General features: G+C 50.1%; 15 protein-coding genes. 14 read left to right on the top strand and 1 reads right to left on the bottom strand.

The genetic code is table 11. The features are described from left to right. The first annotated feature begins 17 nt into the window (after positions 1-17). The 3 genes from ACTHSQ_RS01565 (at position 18) to leuB (ending at position 2518) form a co-directional block, all read left to right on the top strand. Positions 18-479: a YhcH/YjgK/YiaL family protein gene (locus ACTHSQ_RS01565; RefSeq protein WP_440371017.1), complete on the top strand. Its 462-nt coding sequence runs from the start codon at positions 18-20 to the stop codon at positions 477-479. A 38-nt stretch (positions 480-517) separates the two neighbouring features. Beyond that, the gene (locus ACTHSQ_RS01560; protein WP_440362916.1) at positions 518-1381 is read left to right on the top strand and encodes a DUF1444 family protein; all 864 of its coding nucleotides are present in this window, start codon (positions 518-520) and stop codon (positions 1379-1381) included. 66 nt (positions 1382-1447) lie between these two features. Further along, positions 1448-2518 (top strand): 3-isopropylmalate dehydrogenase, encoded by a 1071-nt coding sequence (gene leuB / locus ACTHSQ_RS01555; protein ID WP_003686414.1) that lies wholly within the window; start codon positions 1448-1450, stop codon positions 2516-2518. Positions 2519-2645: 127 nt separating this feature from the next. Here leuB and ACTHSQ_RS01550 read toward each other — a convergent pair whose 3' ends face one another. Continuing rightward, positions 2646-4040: a DEAD/DEAH box helicase gene (locus tag ACTHSQ_RS01550; protein ID WP_440371016.1), complete on the bottom strand. Its 1395-nt coding sequence runs from the start codon at positions 4038-4040 to the stop codon at positions 2646-2648. 115 nt (positions 4041-4155) lie between these two features. Here ACTHSQ_RS01550 and ACTHSQ_RS01545 point away from each other — a divergent pair, with 115 nt between their 5' ends. From ACTHSQ_RS01545 to gloB, 11 genes are all read left to right on the top strand, one after another. Beyond that, a complete protein-coding gene (locus tag ACTHSQ_RS01545; protein WP_036473308.1) occupies positions 4156-4359 on the top strand; it encodes a hypothetical protein in 204 nt (67 codons plus the stop codon). A gap of 21 nt (positions 4360-4380) precedes the next feature. Continuing rightward, on the top strand, positions 4381-4776 hold the full coding sequence (locus ACTHSQ_RS01540) for a glycosyl transferase (RefSeq protein ID WP_070632352.1): 396 nt from the start codon (positions 4381-4383) through the stop codon (positions 4774-4776). Between the two features lie 14 nt (positions 4777-4790). Further along, a complete protein-coding gene (locus ACTHSQ_RS01535) occupies positions 4791-5762 on the top strand; it encodes a class I SAM-dependent methyltransferase (RefSeq protein WP_003686438.1) in 972 nt (323 codons plus the stop codon). Between the two features lie 121 nt (positions 5763-5883). Then, entirely contained in the window at positions 5884-6225 is a 342-nt protein-coding gene (locus ACTHSQ_RS01530; RefSeq protein WP_003686448.1) for a hypothetical protein, read from the top strand. 170 nt (positions 6226-6395) lie between these two features. Then, positions 6396-7577, top strand: coding sequence for an aspartate aminotransferase family protein (locus ACTHSQ_RS01525; RefSeq protein WP_440371015.1), 1182 nt, complete (start codon positions 6396-6398; stop codon positions 7575-7577). A 224-nt stretch (positions 7578-7801) separates the two neighbouring features. Then, the gene (locus tag ACTHSQ_RS01520) at positions 7802-8737 is read left to right on the top strand and encodes a dihydroorotate oxidase (protein WP_440371014.1); all 936 of its coding nucleotides are present in this window, start codon (positions 7802-7804) and stop codon (positions 8735-8737) included. A gap of 91 nt (positions 8738-8828) precedes the next feature. Continuing rightward, positions 8829-10832: a DNA helicase Rep gene (rep, locus tag ACTHSQ_RS01515; protein WP_440371013.1), complete on the top strand. Its 2004-nt coding sequence runs from the start codon at positions 8829-8831 to the stop codon at positions 10830-10832. A gap of 306 nt (positions 10833-11138) precedes the next feature. Then, positions 11139-15035, top strand: coding sequence for a phosphoribosylformylglycinamidine synthase (purL, locus tag ACTHSQ_RS01510; protein ID WP_440371012.1), 3897 nt, complete (start codon positions 11139-11141; stop codon positions 15033-15035). 328 nt (positions 15036-15363) lie between these two features. Further along, a complete protein-coding gene (locus tag ACTHSQ_RS01505) occupies positions 15364-16182 on the top strand; it encodes an HNH endonuclease (protein WP_440371011.1) in 819 nt (272 codons plus the stop codon). A gap of 194 nt (positions 16183-16376) precedes the next feature. Then, positions 16377-17462: a hypothetical protein gene (locus ACTHSQ_RS01500; protein WP_440371010.1), complete on the top strand. Its 1086-nt coding sequence runs from the start codon at positions 16377-16379 to the stop codon at positions 17460-17462. A gap of 23 nt (positions 17463-17485) precedes the next feature. Beyond that, complete coding sequence (gene gloB, locus ACTHSQ_RS01495; RefSeq protein WP_440371009.1) at positions 17486-18235, top strand: hydroxyacylglutathione hydrolase; 750 nt, start codon at positions 17486-17488, stop codon at positions 18233-18235. Positions 18236-18299: the final 64 nt, after the last annotated feature.

The following is an 18299-nucleotide window of genomic DNA, read 5'->3' as shown; positions in this document are numbered from 1 at the left end:
ATCTACACAAATATATTATGATTACCGACACCATAAGCAATGCCACCCGCTACGCTGCCTTGCATCCCGACTTTGCCGAAGCCTTCCATCTGTTGCAGACCTTAGATTTTGCCAAGCTGCCGGACGGCCAAGTGCCATGCGAGAATCCCAATATCCGTATTTTTATCGGCAGCGATCCGATGAGGATGCAGGGAGAAGCCCAGCCTGAAGCGCACTTAAAACATATTGATATTCAAACGCCGATTGATGGCAGCGAAACATATGGCTGGATAGACAGGGGTCGTCTGAAAAACGGTTTAGGCTACGACGAAAAGCGCGATATCGAGTTTTTCGACTGCGAGCCGGAAACTTGGCTGACCTTGGAGCCCGGCGAATTTGCGCTATTCTTCCCGAATGATGCGCATGCCCCATTGGTTGGTGACAGACCGAACATACGCAAAGTTGTTTTTAAAATCCGTGTTGAAACCGAACGTCTATAATTTTTCAGACGGCCTTATCCCCTTATTCAGGACACAATATGTCTTTTTTCAGCAGGTTGTTCCGCTCCAAACCTAAATTAATGACTTGGCAGGAATTTGTCGAATACTTTGCCCGTCGCATTCAAGAAGAATTGCATCTTGAGGCAAAAATCGACTGGGGCGAAACTATTGCGTCTTCGCCGATTATTGTCCATTTTTCCAAAGACGATGAAGCATCATTCAGCACATATTTGAGCAACCATTACACAAGTTATCTGCAAAATCCCGAGGCCTTGGAGGCTATTGTTGCAGCCAATTTAGCGGTTATCTATAAGATTCAAGACACTGATGCCAGTGTTTCAGCACAACAAATTCTTCCGACGATTAAAAATACGATTTATTTGGAAAACGCCAGACTGATTACAAATACGGATGAAGCCGAACCTGCCGATTACCTGGTATATAAACCGATTGCAGGCGATATCATGTTGCTTTATATGGTGGATACGGAAGAATCCATGCATACGCTCAATCGTGAGCATATGGAAGAGACCGGTATTGAAGATGAAGACGCCTTGTATCGTACCGCAATGGATAATTTGCGCCAACGGATGAATGGACGTGTCCAAATTCATCATGCCGAAGGTTGGTCATTGGCTCAAATCCATTTGGACAACGACTATGATGCTTCCCTGATTTTGCTTTTGGACGAAGTACTTAGAGACGATCCTATGCTGCCTGCCAATCCTGTTTTTGCAGTCCCGGCACGCAACGCCCTGCTCGTTTGCAGCCCGTCCGATGAAGAAGCTTTGCAGGCGATGGCGAATATCGCCCTGCAGGCATTTGAAGAATCTGCCTACGCGATTTCTACCCAGCTTTACCAGTATCATAATGGTACAATCAGCGTTTTCAGAGCAAATTGATTTAAGGCCGTCTGAAAAACAGACGACCTGCCCTTTACCTAACACCTTCCCATAAGGAAACCCGAAATGACCAAACATATCGCTATCTTGCGCGGCGACGGCATCGGCCCTGAAATCGTTGCAGAAACCGTCCGCGTACTCGACAAACTTATCGAACAAGGTTTGGATGTCAGCTACGAATACGCACCTTTGGGCGGCGAAGCCTATGACGAATACGGCCATCCTTATCCAGAATTCACGCAAAACCTTTGCCGTAAAGCCGATGCGGTCCTGCTTGGTGCAGTCGGTTCTCCTCAATACGACAATCTCGATCGTCCGCTGCGCCCTGAACGCGGCTTGTTGGCTATTCGTAAAGACTTGAATCTTTTTGCCAATTTGCGCCCTGCCATTTTGTATAAAGAGCTGGCCAATGCTTCTACTTTGAAACCGGAAATCGTAGCCGGCCTCGACATCCTTATCGTACGCGAACTGACCGGCGATATTTACTTTGGCGAACCGCGCGGCATCCGTGTTTTAGAAAACGGCGAACGCGAAGGCTACAACACCATGAAATACAGCGAAAGCGAAATCCGCCGTATTGCCCACGTTGCCTTCCAATCCGCCCAAAAACGCAGCAAAAAAGTCTGCTCTGTCGGCAAAGCCAACGTCTTGGAAACCACCGAACTATGGCGCGAAATCTTTGAAGAAATCGGCAAACAATACCCCGACGTCGGACTCTCCCACATGTACGTGGACAACGCCGCCATGCAGCTCGTGCGCGCACCCAAACAATTCGACGTCATCGCCACCGGCAACATCTTCGGCGACATCCTCTCCGACGAAGCCTCCATGCTGACCGGCTCCATCGGCATGCTGCCCTCCGCCTCGTTGGACGAAAACGGCAAAGGTCTGTACGAACCGTCACACGGCTCTGCCCCCGACATCGCCGGACAAAACAAAGCCAACCCGCTGGCCACCATCCTCTCCCTTGCCATGCTGCTGCGTTACAGCCTGAACGACGAAGCCCGCGCGCAACAAGTTGAAAACGCCGTACAAAAAGTACTGCAACAAGGCTTGCGTACCGGAGACATTTACGAAGAAGGCACCAAACTGGTTTCCTGCTCCGAAATGGGCGATGCCGTATTGGCTGCTTTGTAAGAGGCTGTCTGAAAAAAAGTGTGGGACCAATCCCGCGCTTTTTTCTATACGAAAACTCGAGACCATAAAAAAGGGCGTGTCTTCACACGCCCTTATGTCTTTTCAGACAGCCTTAAGATTGAAGCAATCAACCTTTTTTATGTTTGCCGCCAAAGCCGTCGTTAGACTTACGTTTGCCTTTAAAGCCTTCGCCGCCTTTTTTAAAACCGTCAGCTTTTTTGAAACCATCTTTCTTGAAACCGTCTTTTTTATGGCCTTCGCCGCGAGCTTTACCGCCGAAACCTTCTTTAGCCGGTTTCTTATCGCCGCGCCAGCCGCCGGATTTACGATCGCCCCAGCCGCCTTTACCTTTCGGTTTGCCGCCGGCAGATTTGCGTTTGCGTGTCGGTTCCATGCCTTCGATGGTCAGCTCAGGCAATTTACGGGCGATGTATTTTTCGATTTTGTGTACTTTGACGTATTCGTTCACTTCGGCAAAGGTAATCGCAATACCGGTACGGCCTGCACGGCCGGTACGGCCGATACGGTGAACGTAGTCTTCTGCCTGTTTCGGCAAGTCGTAGTTGATAACGTGGGTAATGGTAGGTACGTCGATACCGCGTGCGGCAACGTCGGTGGCAACCAAAATTTTGCAGCGGCCTTTGCGCAAGTCCATCAGCGTACGATTACGCCAGCCTTGCGGCATATCGCCGTGCAGGCAGTTGGCGGCAAAACCTTTTTCGTACAATTCATCCGCAATGACTTCGGTCATGGCTTTAGTGGATGTGAAGATCACGCATTGATCGATATTGGCATCGCGCAAGATGTGGTCGAGCAGGCGGTTTTTATGGCGCATATCGTCGCAGTACAACAGCTGCTCTTCGATTTTGCCTTGATCGTCCACACGCTCAACTTCGATGGTTTCAGGGTCTTTGGTCAATTTGCGCGCCAGTTTGCCCACCGCGCCGTCCCAAGTGGCGGAGAACAACAAAGTCTGACGATCGCTCGGAGTCGCTTCCACGATGGTTTCGATGTCGTCGATAAAGCCCATATCCAGCATACGGTCGGCTTCGTCCAGAATCAGCACTTCCAAACGATCAAAATCAACCTTACCGCTCTGCATCAAGTCTATCAGACGGCCTGGAGTGGCGACAATCAGGTCAACCGGTTTGCTCAGGGCACGGGTTTGGTAGCCGAAAGATGCGCCGCCGACAATGCTGACAGTACGGAACCAGCGCATATTTTTGGCATACGCCAGCGCATTTTTTTCCACCTGAGCCGCCAATTCGCGGGTCGGAGTCAACACCAAAGCGCGCGGGCCTTTGCCCGGTTTTTCGCTGCGTTTGGTCAGTTTTTGCAAAGTCGGCAGCAGGAATGCTGCGGTTTTGCCTGAACCGGTTTGTGCCGAAGCCATAATGTCGCGGCCATCCAAAGCAAACGGAATCGCTTGCGCCTGAATCGGGGTCGGGCTTTCATAACCCTCGCTGCTTACGGCAGACAAAATGTTTTTATCAAGGTTCAAATCGGCAAATTTAATAGACATATCTATCCTAAGAGACAACAACGCGCACGCCTGAACAATTTCAGACGACCTGAAGCAAAGGAAAGTAACGATACGGGAAATGTGAAGTTACAGGGTTGTCGCAAGCATCTTGCTTGTGGTTAACATCGACGACAACCTGCACAGAAAAGGCTTTGCAAATATGCAAGCAATAAAAGAAACGCGCCCGAAACGGCGGTTTAGGTTGGATGACGATGGCTTCGTATCAAAAGACGAACTGCGGATGATAAAGGAGAAAACCGCCCAGGTCAAGCAAAACAGGCTGCAACTGCAAAATCAAGCTATAATGCCGTTTTATTGAATCAGCACGGATGAATCCGACATGAAGTTTTTCAAAACTGCCGTCTTATTACCTGCATTTGCCGTTGCCCTGTTGCTCGGCGCGTGCAGCGGATCGGAGAGTTATCGCGGCGAATGGAAGGCCGTTGCATCCGACGGCAGCAAAGCCGAAATCACTTTTGCCGCAAAAAGCTTTACCGTCAAAGACGAAAAAGGCAAAGAAACTGTTTACGAATACACTCAAAACCAATACAAATTAGAAAGCGGCAGAACCAGCTACGGCATCGATATCAAAAATGCTTCGGAAGCACGAATCGTGTTCCCGTTTAAAGGCAAGACCGACCGTGCCACCATGGTTGCGCCTGACGATACAATTCTCTATATGCTTGACCGCCACGCCTACGTCCCTGCTGATCAATTCTGGAAACTTCCCCAATAAGGCCGTCTGAAACCATGACCGACATTACCCCCTTTGCCAACCGTTTGGGCAAAAACATCAAACATCTCATGAAATGGGCCAAACGCAACAATATCGAAGCCTGGCGCATTTACGACCGCGATATTCCCCAATTTCCCTTTGCCATCGATGTTTACGGCGACCAAATCCATCTTCAGGAATACGATACCGGCTGGCTGATGCAGCCCGAAGAATACGAAGCATGGCTTTCGGATGTATTGGAAGCCATTGGTTTTGTGACCGGTTTTGCGCCCGAACAAATCCACCTCAAACGCCGCGAACGTCAAAAAGGTTTGCAGCAATACGAGAAAACCGGCAAAACCGGCGACGATTTCGTCATCACTGAAAACGGCCGCAAGTTTTGGGTCAACCTCGACAAATACCTCGATACCGGCCTTTTCCTCGACCACCGCAACACGCGCAAAAAAGTCGGCGAAACCGCAACAGGCAAACGCTTCCTCAACCTGTTTTCCTACACAGGCAGCTTCACCGTCTACGCCGCAACCGGCGGCGCAGTATCCAGTGAAACCGTCGATTTATCCAACACTTATCTCGAGTGGGCAAAACGCAATTTCGAGCTCAACAGCATCGACACCGAACAACACAAAATCGTCCGTGCCGATGTGTTCCAATACCTGCAAAATGCCGCAGACGAAGGTAAAAAGTTCGACCTGATCGTCATGGATCCGCCCAGCTTTTCCAACAGCAAAAAAATGCTCGACATCCTCGACATCCAGCGCGACCATAAAAAGCTGATTGACGGCGCAATGAGCCTGCTCGCTTCAGACGGCATTCTGTATTTCTCCAACAATCTGCGCAGCTTTGTGTTGGACGATGCGGTCGCGGAACAATACGCAGTCAAAGACATTTCCAAGCAGTCCGTTCCCGATGATTTCCGCAACAAAAAAATCCATCAATGCTGGGAAATCAAGCATAAAGTCGCATTTCTCATACAATTTATGAAATAGTCATCCGAGTTAATAAGGATATTGGATATGATAAATATAACAACAACATGCCAACTAATATTATGACGATCCAAACAGATAAGTATGGTAATTTAATAACTACGACCCCAGGTAGAATACAATGAAGAATAATGTTAAAAATTGGACAACGAAAGAAGTCAAGCAATCATTAGATGAATTTAATGATGTTTTAATTAAAAATACTTTTCTTCTTCAGTATCTGAAAAAAGAGTTTTCAGCTTCAAGTGCTTATTGTTTGTCTATGCTGCCTGAAGAAGAAGATATATATGAAATATTGGTTAATGGGAATATTATTGTTGATTTAGAATTTAATAAACATACAAATGAAACAGTTGTTATTAATGTTACTGATGTTGATGAATACTTGAAAACTTTAACCAATGAGAGTGGTAGAGTATTTTTTACATTAGCAAAAGAAATCGGCAAACAGAAAAACATTTAACAAGAGCGAAATACAAATTAAAAACTCAATGGAGTGATGGCGTATTTAGGATAGATAAGCATCAGGCCGTCTGAAAGCCAGTTTTCAGACGGCCTGATTACCATATTGAATCTCTCAATCAATAGGCGCATAATTTAAGAGATTGTTGACAATATCAAAAGGAAAAGAACATGCAAAACTACCTGACACCCAATTTCTCATTCGCCCCCATGATTCCGGAACGCGCGCTCGGCAGCCGGGTTTGGGATACCGAAGGACGAGAATACATTGACCTGTCAGGCGGTATTGCCGTGAACGCGCTGGGCCATTGTCATCCCGATTTGGTCGTAGCCTTGGCCGAACAATCGCAAAAACTCTGGCACATTTCCAATATCTACACCACCCAACCGGCGCAAGAATTGGCCCAAAAATTGGTCAAAAACACCTTTGCCGACAAAGTGTTTTTCTGCAATTCCGGCGCAGAAGCCAATGAAGCCGCGCTGAAACTGGCGCGCAAATACGGCCGCGATCATTTTGGAGAACACAAAACCGAAATCATCTCCTGCCTCAACAGCTTTCACGGCCGCACCCTGTTTACCGTATCCGTCGGCGGCCAGCCCAAATACAGCAAAGACTACGCGCCGCTGCCGGCCGGCATTACTCACGTTCCCTTCAATGATGTTGCCGCATTGGAAGCAGCCGTCAGCGACAAAACCTGCGCCGTGATTATCGAGCCGATTCAAGGCGAAAGCGGCATCCTGCCTGCCACCCAAGAATATCTGCAAGCCGCACGCCGTTTGTGCGACAAACACGGCGCTTTGCTGATTTTGGACGAAGTGCAAACCGGCATGGGGCATACGGGCAAACTGTTTGCCTACGAGCATTACGGCGTAACACCCGATATCCTCAGCTCCGCCAAAGCTTTAGGCGGCGGCTTCCCGATTGGTGCGATTCTAACCACCGAAAAAATCGCCCCAACCTTCGGCCCCGGAACGCATGGCTCGACATTCGGCGGCAATCCGATGGCGTGTGCGGTCGGCAGCCGTGCATTTGACATCATCAATGCGCCCGAAACATTGGCACACGTTAAACAACAAGGCCAAAAACTTCAGACGGCATTGCGTGAATTGGGTGAAAAGACCGGCATATTTAAAGAAGTCCGCGGCATGGGCTTGCTGCTCGGCTGCGTGTTGGCAGACAAATACGCAGGCAAGGCATCGGAAATCACCGCCGCCGCTTTGAAACACGGCCTGATGGTACTGGTTGCCGGCGCCAACGTGGTGCGCTTCGCCCCCAGCCTACTGCTGAACGATGAAGACATGGCCGAAGGCTTGAAACGTTTTGAAGCGGCCTTAGCCGAATGGTTAGCCTGATTTCAAAACCCAATATCCAAATCAGCCGGCAGCTTTTGGTTCTATTGATGCCATATAGTGAAGGCCGTCTGAAAGACTGTTTGAGTTTTTCAGACGGCCTTTTTTCAATATTGAAAACAACATCCGCCTACATGCTTTGTCATTTGATGTTTATTAAAAATCGTACCGCCTCTTCGTGTTACGCTTGGCAAACAATTTGATTTTGCGAAGAAAAGGAGCAGGAGATGGTATCGTTGAAAACACAAATCGCCGGTTTTTCTTTTGACAACTGCCTGATGAACGCAGCAGGTGTGTCATGTACGACTGTTGAGGAATTGGAAGCGGTCAGACAGTCTTCGGCAGGCACTTTCATTACCAAGACAGCAACGCTTACCCCGCGTCAAGGCAACCCTGAGCCGCGCTATCGGGACGTACCTCTCGGCAGCATCAATTCGATGGGTTTGCCGAATCAAGGTATTGATTACTATCTAGATTACCTGCTTTCACTCCAAGAGACTCATCCGAAAAGTGCTTTTTTCCTCTCGCTGGTCGGTATGTCGCCCGATGAAACGCATATGTTGTTAAAAAAAGTGCAAAACAGCGGGTTCAACGGCATTACCGAACTCAATCTTTCCTGCCCAAACGTCCCCGGCAAGCCGCAAGTCGCCTATGATTTTGAAACCACCGAGCGGATTTTGAGCGAAGCCTTCAGCTACTTCGATAAACCTTTAGGCATCAAACTGCCGCCGTATTTCGATATTGCCCATTTCGATCAAGCGGCGAAAGTGTTCAACCGCTATCCCTTGAAATTCGTTAACTGTGTCAACTCCATCGGCAATGGCATGTATATCGAAGACGAATCCGTCGTGATCCGACCGAAAAACGGCTTCGGCGGCATAGGCGGCCAATACATCAAACCGACCGCGCTCGCCAATGTCCACGCGTTCTATCAAAGACTGGATCCATCTATCCAAGTCATCGGAATGGGCGGCGTTTACAGCGGCCGTGATGCGTTTGAACACATCTTGTGCGGCGCAAGCATGGTGCAGATCGGCACGGCGCTACACCAGCAAGGCGTGGACATTTTTGAACGGGTTTCCCTTGAATTTAAAGCCATCATGGCGCAAAAAGGCTACGAAAAACTGGAAGACTTCAAAGGCAAATTGAAATATTTTGCATAAGGTTTACTCTAAAAAAACGCCCAAGGCCGTCTGAAAATTTCAGATGGCCTTGTTGTATAATTGCTCCCCACATTACCCGTCTTCCCCTTCAATGAAACTCAACCCCCAACAGCAAGCCGCGGTCAAATATCTAGGCGGCCCCCTGCTCGTCCTTGCCGGCGCAGGCAGCGGCAAAACCGGCGTGATTACGCAAAAAATCAAGCATTTGATTGTCAATATCGGCTATTTGCCGCATACCGTCGCCGCGATTACCTTCACCAACAAAGCCGCCACGGAAATGCAGGAACGCGTTGCCAAAATGCTGCCCAAGTCGCAAACGCGCGGGCTGACGATTTGCACCTTCCACTCTTTGGGCATGAAGATTCTGCGCGAAGAGGCAAACCATATCGGTTACAAAAAAAATTTTTCCATCCTCGACTCTACCGATAGCGCCAAAATCATCGGCGAGCTCTTAGGCGGTACGGGCAAAGAAGCCATATTCAAAGCGCAGCATCAAATCTCCCTTTGGAAAAACGATTTAAAAACGCCTGAAGAGGCAGTTCAGACGGCCGCTAATGTGTGGGAACAACAAACAGCACGCGTCTATGCGAGTTATCAGGAAACCCTGCAAAGCTATCAGGCGGTGGACTTCGACGACTTAATCCGCCTGCCCGCCGTGCTGTTGCAGCAAAACAGCGAGGTGCGCAACAAATGGCAGCGGCGGCTGCGTTATTTGTTGGTTGACGAATGCCAAGATACGAATACCTGCCAATTTACGTTGATGAAACTTCTGACCGGTGCAGAAGGCATGTTTACCGCCGTCGGCGACGACGACCAATCCATCTACGCATGGCGCGGCGCGAACATGGAAAACCTGCGCAAAATGCAGGAAGACTATCCGCAGATGAAAGTCATCAAATTGGAGCAAAACTACCGCTCCACCGCGCGGATTCTCAAAATCGCCAACAAAGTGATTGAAAACAACCCCAAGCTGTTCACGAAAAAACTTTGGTCACAGTTCGGCGAAGGCGAAATCGTCAAAGTCGTTGCCTGCCAAAACGAGCAACACGAAGCCGACTGGGTCGTCAGCCAAATCGTCAAACAAAAGCTGGTCGGCGGCGATAAAACCCAATATGCCGATTTCGCCGTGTTATACCGTGGCAACCATCAGGCGCGGATTTTTGAAGAAGCCTTGCGCAGCGCGCGCGTTCCCTACCAACTCTCCGGCGGACAAAGCTTTTTCGACAAAGCCGAAATCAAAGACGTTTTGTCCTATTTGCGCCTGCTTGCCAATCCCAATGACGATCCTGCCTTCCTGCGCGCCGTCACCACGCCCAAACGTGGTATTGGCGACGTGACTCTGGGCAAGCTCAATACCTACGCACACGAACACGAATGCAGCCTATATGAAGCCGCGCAAACAGAAGAAGCGCTTGCCCTGTTGAACCATACCAACCGCCAACACCTGCAAGCTTTCATGGATATGATTGAAAACTACCGTGCCAAAGCCGAAACCAGCGAAGCAGGCGAGCTTATTCATAACCTGCTGAAAGAAATCGACTACGAAAACCACCTATTGGCCAACGAAGAAGGCAAAGCAGGCGAAATCAAATGGCGCAACGTCAGCGACCTGACCGGCTGGTTGGAACGCAAAGGCGAGCAAGATGGTAAAAACATCATCGAGCTTGCCCAAACCATCGCCCTGATGACGCTTTTGGAGGGCAAAAGCGAAGAAGAAGAAGTCGATGCTGTCAAACTCTCCACCCTGCACGCTTCCAAAGGTTTAGAATACCCCTACGTTTTCCTTGTCGGTTGCGAAGAAGGCATCCTGCCGCACAACGACAGCATCGAAGAAGACAACGTCGAAGAAGAACGCCGCCTGATGTACGTCGGCATCACCCGCGCCAAACGCCAGCTTACGCTGACCCACTGCGTCAAACGCAAAAAACAAGGCACATGGCAGTTCCCCGAGCCGAGCCGTTTCATAGACGAAATGCCGCAGGAAGACATCAAAATCCTAGGCCGCAAAGGCGGCGAGCCGATTGTGAGTAAGGAAGAGGGAAAAAGTAATTTAGCAGGATTGCTGGATATGCTGGGAAACAAAAGAAAAGGATAAAGCCAGGCCGTCTGAAAGCAATGTTTCAGACGGCCTTATTGTCAGCAAAATGTCAAAGTCAACAATTAAATAATTTTTACTTTATCCCTTTACGCCCATCTATCCCCATTCCTTCCGATTCTTCAAAAATAAACAAAAATAATCTAATAATCAGGTACAAAATAAAAAACTGGGCAGCACGATTGCCTTATTCCCCTTCAATTTACAAGCAAAAATTGTCAACACTTGAAGTATAAATTCACAAGCAAAATTGCATTTTTCAGGTATAATAATGGATTCCCCAACTGCATTTTGTGAGCTGAATCCATGTCTGTTGTTCTGCCCTTGCGCGGTGTAACCGCCCTTTCCGATTTCCGTGTTGAAAAACTCTTTCAAAAAGCAGCCGCCCTCGGCCTGCCCGAAGTCAAATTAAGCAGCGAATTTTGGTATTTTGTCGGTAGCGAAAAAACACTTGATGCCGAGACTGTCGAAAAACTGCAAGCCTTGTTGGCGGCGCAAAGCGTTGAACAAACGCCCGAAGCGCGCGAGGGCTTGCATTTATTTTTGGTAACGCCCCGTTTGGGTACGATTTCACCGTGGGCCTCCAAGGCAACCAATATCGCGGAAAACTGCGGTTTGGAAGGTATAGAGCGCATCGAACGCGGCATGGCGGTGTGGCTGGAAGGTCGTCTGAATGATGAACAGAAACAGCAATGGGCGGCTTTGCTGCACGACCGCATGACCGAATCCGTGCTGCCCGATTTTCAGACGGCCTCCAAATTATTCCACCATCTCGAATCCGAAACCTTCTCTACCGTCGATGTTTTGGGCGGCGGTAAAGAGGCTTTGGTCAAAGCCAATACCGAAATGGGTTTGGCACTCTCCACCGACGAAATCGATTATCTGGTTGAGAACTATCAGGCTTTGCAGCGCAATCCGTCCGATGTGGAGCTGATGATGTTCGCGCAGGCAAACAGCGAACACTGCCGCCACAAAATCTTCAACGCCGATTTCATCCTCAACGGCGAAAAACAGCCGAAATCGCTCTTCGGCATGATACGCGACACGCACAACGCGCATCCCGAAGGCACGGTCGTTGCCTATAAAGACAATTCATCCGTGATTGAAGGCGCGAAAATCGAGCGTTTCTATCCGAATGCGGCGGAAAACCAAGGCTACCGCTTCCACGAGGAAGACACGCATATCATCATGAAAGTGGAAACGCACAACCACCCGACCGCCATCGCGCCGTTTGCGGGCGCGGCAACAGGCGCGGGCGGCGAAATCCGCGACGAAGGTGCAACGGGCAAAGGTTCGCGTCCGAAAGCGGGCTTGACCGGCTTTACCGTCTCCAACCTGAATATTCCGGGCTTGGAACAGCCTTGGGAACAAGCCTACGGCAAACCCGGCCATATTGCTTCCCCTTTAGACATCATGATTGAAGGCCCCATCGGCGGCGCGGCGTTCAACAACGAATTCGGCCGTCCGAACCTCTTGGGCTACTTCCGCACTTTTGAAGAAAAGTTTGACGGTCAGGTTCGCGGCTACCACAAACCGATTATGATTGCGGGCGGTCTGGGCAGTATTCAGGCGCAGCAGACGCATAAAGACGAAATCCCCGAAGGCGCGTTGCTGATCCAACTGGGCGGCCCGGGTATGCTTATCGGCTTGGGCGGCGGCGCGGCTTCTTCGATGGATACCGGCACAAACGACGCGTCTTTAGACTTCAACTCCGTACAACGCGGCAACCCCGAAATCGAACGCCGCGCGCAGGAAGTGATCGACCGCTGCTGGCAGCTCGGCGACAAAAACCCGATTATCTCCATCCACGACGTTGGCGCGGGCGGCTTGTCCAACGCCTTCCCCGAACTCGTCAACGATGCCGGACGCGGCGCGGTATTCAAGCTGCGCGAAGTGCCGCTGGAAGAACACGGTCTCAACCCGCTGCAAATCTGGTGCAACGAATCGCAAGAGCGTTATGTGTTGTCGATTTTGGAAAAAGATTTGGACACCTTCCGCGCCATCTGCGAACGCGAACGCTGCCCGTTTGCCGTGGTCGGCACGGCGACCGACGACGGCCATTTGAAAGTACGCGACGACTTGTTCTCCAACAATCCCGTCGATTTGCCGCTGAACGTCTTGCTCGGCAAACCGCCCAAAACCACACGCAGCGACAAAACCGTGAGGTCGTCTGAAAAACCGTTTAACGCCGGCGATATCGACATCACCGAAGCCGCCTACCGCGTTCTGCGCCTGCCCACCGTAGCCGCCAAAAACTTCCTGATTACCATCGGCGACCGCAGCGTCGGCGGCATGACCCACCGCGACCAAATGGTCGGCAAATACCAAACGCCCGTAGCCGACTGCGCCGTTACCATGATGGGCTTCAACACCTATCGCGGCGAAGCGATGTCTATGGGCGAAAAACCGACCATCGCCCTGTTTGACGCACCTGCTTCAGGCAGAATGTGTGTCGGCGAAGCTATCACCAACATCGCGGCGGTCAACATCGGCGACATCGGCAACATCAAACTTTCCGCCAACTGGATGGCGGCGTGCGGCAACGAGGGCGAAGACGAAAAACTCTACCGCACCGTCGAAGCCGTCTCCCAAGCCTGTCAGGCATTGGATTTGAGCATTCCGGTAGGTAAAGACAGCCTGTCGATGAAAACCGTTTGGCAGGACGGCGAAGAGAAAAAATCCGTCGTCTCGCCGTTGAGCCTGATTATCTCCGCGTTCGCGCCAGCTCAAGACGTACGCAAAACCGTTACGCCCGAATTGAAAAACGTCGAAGACAGCGTATTGCTGTTTGTCGATTTGGGCTTCGGCAAAGCGCGTATGGGCGGCTCGGCGTTCGGTCAGGTGTACAACAATATGAGCGGCGACGCGCCCGATTTGGACGATACAGGTCGTCTGAAAGCGTTTTACAACGTGATTCAGCAGCTTGTCGCCGAAGACAAACTCTTGGCGTATCACGACCGCAGCGACGGCGGCTTGTTTGCGACGCTGGCGGAAATGGCGTTTGCAGGCCGCATCGGCGTCAATGTGGATTTGACCTCGCTGGTTACCAACCAAGCCGATGTCAACGAAGCAAGCATTCGCGTATTATTCAATGAAGAACTGGGCGCAGTGATTCAAATTGCCAAACAAGATGTCGCGGCAGTAGAAGCCTTGTTTAAAGAAGCTGATTTGGCACTGCATGCTATTGCGACCATCGGTACTGACGAGAAAATTGTTATCCGCAATCAGGCTGGCATCGTGTTGGAACAAAACCGCACCGACCTGCAACGTGCATGGCAGGAAACCAGCCACGCCATCCAACGCCTGCGTGACAACCCTGCCTGCGCAGACAGCGAGTTTGCCCTGATTGGCGACAACGAACGCAGCGCATTGTTTACCGACGTGAAGTTTGACGTGAACGAAGACATCGCCGCGCCTTTCATCAACAGCGGAGCAAAACCCAAAATCGCCATCCTGCGCGAACAGGGCGTAAACGGACAAATCGAAATGGCCGCCGCGTTCACCCGCGCCGGTTTCGATGCCTACGACGTGCATATGTCCGACCTGATGGCAGGCCGCGTCAATCTTGCCGACTTCAAAATGCTGGCGGCGTGCGGTGGCTTCAGCTACGGCGACGTACTTGGTGCGGGCGAAGGCTGGGCGAAATCGATTCTGTTCCACCCTGCTCTGCGCGACCAATTTGCCGCCTTCTTTGCCGATCCGAACACGCTGACATTGGGCGTGTGCAACGGCTGTCAAATGGTCAGCAACCTTGCCGAGATTATCCCGGGCGCAGAGGCATGGCCTAAATTCAAACGCAACTTGAGCGAACAGTTTGAAGCGCGCCTGAGCATGGTCCATGTTCCGAAATCAGCCTCCCTGATTCTGAACGAAATGCAAGGCTCCAGCCTGCCCGTCGTCGTCAGCCACGGCGAAGGCCGCGCAGATTTCGCACTTCACGGCGGCAACATTTCCGCCGATTTGGGCATTGCGCTGCAATATGTGGACGGTCAAAACCAAGTGACCCAAACTTATCCGCTCAACCCTAACGGCTCGCCACAAGGCATCGCCGGCGTTACCAACGCCGACGGCCGCGTCACCATCATGATGCCCCACCCCGAACGCGTGTACCGCGCTGCGCAAATGAGCTGGAAACCGGAAGACTGGACGGAATTGTCCGGCTGGTACCGCCTCTTTGCCGGCGCAAGGAAAGCTTTGGGTTAACCGGCAGGCTGATTTGATTTAGGTTTAAAGAATTTAAAGAAAAGGTCGTCTGAAAACGATTTAGCGGATTCTGTTATATCTGTTTTCAGACGACCTTTATATATTCTTTTACGTATAAGACCGAACCAATGCGTATGAAGACCGAACCAACCGCCGTCATTCCCGCGCAGGCGGGAATCCAGACCTCTGCATTTCAAAAATATTTAAAGACTACTGCAAATCCAAACTTCTGGATGCCCGCCTGCGCGGGAATGACAGCCTAGATTTTTTGTCCCGAACATATACAAACAAACTTAATTGAATTTATAGAAAAGATTTGGAGAGGCTTATGTCTGACATAGTAATTTTTGAAGATATGCCAAATGATGCTGCTTTTATTGAATGGCTTAAGAACAACCAAAATGGTTTTGTACTAAACATAAACAAAGGTAAAACCGAACCTATATACCCTATGTTGCACAAAGCTAGTAGTGGTTGTGGCAGCTTTCCAACTGAAAAAATAGGCAAAAATTGGACAACAAAAGGTTCAGATTATTTTAAAGTTTGTTCCAACTCCCGAGAGAGACTCAGAAAATGGAGTTGGAATGAATATGATAGAGAAAATAGATGTAAAACTTGTTTTAAAAAGGAATTAGACGAAGAAAAGACAGCTTGGCTGACTGAAGAGCAAAATTCTTACACGAATTCTATCCCACACTTAGGAAAAAATATAGCTGAACTCGAAAACCGTTTAGCCTCCGAAACTAGCCCAGAAAAGCAAACCGAACTAAAAAGCTTAATAAAAGTCCGCAGAGGGCAAAATCAATTCCGGCAAGACGTATTCAAACTATATCCGAACTGTCCACTGACAGGTCTAGATATCGAGTCTTTACTCATCGCCAGCCATATTAAACCTTGGAGTAAGTGCAACGATAAAGAGCGTTTAGACCCCTCCAATGGTCTGATGCTCGCACCTCATATCGACGCATTATTCGATAGCGGTCTGATTACGTTTGATACCGACGGGACGATAAAAATCCACCCGACAATCGAACCGGAAAATCAAAAGCGGTTAGGAATTGCTCCCGATATGAAATTAAAAATTAGACCGGAAAGCGAAAAATATTTCGAGTATCACCGCAACCATGTCTTCCAAAAAGAAGAATAAATAGTGTTGAACAGTCCGCTGATTTAAGGTCGTCTGAAAACGATTTAGCTAACCAAGCTGTATCTATTTTCAGACGGCCTTTTGCGTCCTTTTGCGTATAAAGACCAAACCCGTCGCCATCATTCCGTATAATCATTCCCCCTTAGCTCCCCATCAACTATAATCGACATATTCAGACGGCCTTTCCCGACATTATGACTCGACAAGCCTTTATCCTCAGCGATTGCGAATTTCCTGAATGCGGAGAAAAGCCTTACGCCCTGTTGACCGCGAATCCGACGAAGGAACACCACTTTATCGCCCAAACCGAGCAGCGGCAACATGCGCATAATCCGCAGGTCAGCCCGCAAAACCAAAACGTTTACCGCCTGCCGCTGTCTATGTTCCATACTGGCGAAAAAGCCCGCGGTAAAGAACAAAACCGCAGCAAAGCGATAAGCGTCAACATCATCGGCAACTTGGCCGCGAAAAACCTCTATACGCTGACCTTTGTCGAAGACTCCGCCAACCAATACAATCTGGAAAGCTGGTTCAACCGTCATGAAAGCGGCTACGAAGAGGCCTGCAACCACCTGCGCACCTTACCTGCAGACCGTCTGAAAACAACTATGGCAAATGCCGATACCGTCAAAGTACCGGATGCCTTGTGGCGGATATTGCGGCTGAAATTCCTCGGGATCCTGCGCAATCCGCATAACCATAAAAACCTGTTTGCCCACCGCCTGCACCAAACGCTTCGGGCACGGCTGCCGGAAGTCGGTTTTGAATTTGTCCGCTTGATCAGCAAACGCGACCCCAAGCGCATCGAAGCCATTATGCAGGACTACCGTTTCACCTTTCTCGGCTATGTCGATTGGCTGGGCGGGCTTTACGGTATGTTGAGCGAAGGCGTGGCGCAGCCGTCGCTGTTTGAACGCTTGTTTTGCAACATCTTTGCCGAACCCGAAGCCGTGAAAATCGAATTGTTCCGCTATCCGGAAAACACAGGGCTGTGCCTATTTGGCGACAGCAGTTTCTGCCTGCAAGCCTCGGCCAAACTATTCAGCGTCGGCGTTAATATTTCGCACGATATGTTTGCCATCGTCCACCTGCAAACCGACCGTTGGCACGCGTTTAAAAATACCTTTCATCACGACGCGCCCAAACTGCAAGGCCAAGTGCGGATTATCGACGGCGACCAAACCCAAAGATTGCTGTTCAACCGACTGTGCATCCATCAGGCCCATGAAGCCGTATTCGGTCAAAGCCCGAATATCAAAGATTATTTAGAGGCCGTCTGAAACCCCTAACCAGAAGAAAGCATATGAAAATCACGCCAATCCAAGCCCTAAACGACAACTACATCTGGATGATTCAAGAAGGCAACCATGCCACCTGCGTCGATCCGTCTGATGCCACGCCCGTTTTGAAATTCCTCGTCCACAACCGTCTGATGCTGGCGCAAACATGGATTACCCATCCACACCCCGACCATACCGGCGGCGCAAAAAGCCTGTTCCATGGCTTTTTGGAATCCCCGATCTATGGCGAAAGCGACATCGACGTAGCAACGCATACCGTTACCGCAGGTACGCAGTTCCCGTTTGGCGAAGGCTTGGTTACCGTTTGGGCAACCCCCGGCCATACCGACCGCCACATCAGCTATCTGTTGGAAAATTCAGACGGCCTGCACGTTTTCTGCGGCGATACCTTGTTCTCCGCCGGTTGCGGCCGTGTATTTACCGGAACGATTGAGCAGCTTTACGACAGCTTCCACCGATTCAACCAACTACCCGAAGAAACGCTGTTTTATCCGGCGCACGAATACACCGCTTCTAATCTGCGCTTTGCCCAGCATATCGAGCCAGACAACGCCGACATTCAGACGGCCTTGGCCGCTGCCGAACACACGCCGACACTGCCTGTCAGCCTGGTGCACGAACGCAAAGTCAATCCGTTTTTCCGAGTACACCTACCCCAAGTTCAGGCACGCGCCGAAGAATTGAGCGGACGAAAATTAAACAGCGAACTCGAAGTCTTCGCTGCCTTGCGTGAATTGAAAAATCAATTTTAATTGGGCTTGATCCCTAAAGAATAAGGCCGTCTGAACAATATCTGTTCAGACGGCCTTTATTATT

This window comes from Neisseria sp. P0009.S008 (assembly GCF_051958615.1).
GTDB classification, from domain to species: domain Bacteria; phylum Pseudomonadota; class Gammaproteobacteria; order Burkholderiales; family Neisseriaceae; genus Neisseria; species Neisseria subflava.
The sequence above is the reverse complement of the archived record's forward strand: the minus strand, read 5'-3'. Positions and strand labels throughout refer to the sequence as shown.

Bases quoted from the DNA above. Each gene is read 5' to 3' on its own strand.
- ACTHSQ_RS01565 (WP_440371017.1), top strand. From the start codon at position 18: ATGATTACCGACACCATAAGCAATGCCACCCGCTACGCTGCCTTGCAT.
- ACTHSQ_RS01560 (WP_440362916.1), top strand. From the start codon at position 518: ATGTCTTTTTTCAGCAGGTTGTTCCGCTCCAAACCTAAATTAATGACT.
- leuB (WP_003686414.1), top strand. From the start codon at position 1,448: ATGACCAAACATATCGCTATCTTGCGCGGCGACGGCATCGGCCCTGAA.
- ACTHSQ_RS01550 (WP_440371016.1), bottom strand. From the start codon at position 4,040: ATGTCTATTAAATTTGCCGATTTGAACCTTGATAAAAACATTTTGTCT.
- ACTHSQ_RS01540 (WP_070632352.1), top strand. From the start codon at position 4,381: ATGAAGTTTTTCAAAACTGCCGTCTTATTACCTGCATTTGCCGTTGCC.
- ACTHSQ_RS01535 (WP_003686438.1), top strand. From the start codon at position 4,791: ATGACCGACATTACCCCCTTTGCCAACCGTTTGGGCAAAAACATCAAA.
- ACTHSQ_RS01530 (WP_003686448.1), top strand. From the start codon at position 5,884: ATGAAGAATAATGTTAAAAATTGGACAACGAAAGAAGTCAAGCAATCA.
- ACTHSQ_RS01525 (WP_440371015.1), top strand. From the start codon at position 6,396: ATGCAAAACTACCTGACACCCAATTTCTCATTCGCCCCCATGATTCCG.
- ACTHSQ_RS01520 (WP_440371014.1), top strand. From the start codon at position 7,802: ATGGTATCGTTGAAAACACAAATCGCCGGTTTTTCTTTTGACAACTGC.
- rep (WP_440371013.1), top strand. From the start codon at position 8,829: ATGAAACTCAACCCCCAACAGCAAGCCGCGGTCAAATATCTAGGCGGC.
- purL (WP_440371012.1), top strand. From the start codon at position 11,139: ATGTCTGTTGTTCTGCCCTTGCGCGGTGTAACCGCCCTTTCCGATTTC.
- ACTHSQ_RS01505 (WP_440371011.1), top strand. From the start codon at position 15,364: ATGTCTGACATAGTAATTTTTGAAGATATGCCAAATGATGCTGCTTTT.
- ACTHSQ_RS01500 (WP_440371010.1), top strand. From the start codon at position 16,377: ATGACTCGACAAGCCTTTATCCTCAGCGATTGCGAATTTCCTGAATGC.
- gloB (WP_440371009.1), top strand. From the start codon at position 17,486: ATGAAAATCACGCCAATCCAAGCCCTAAACGACAACTACATCTGGATG.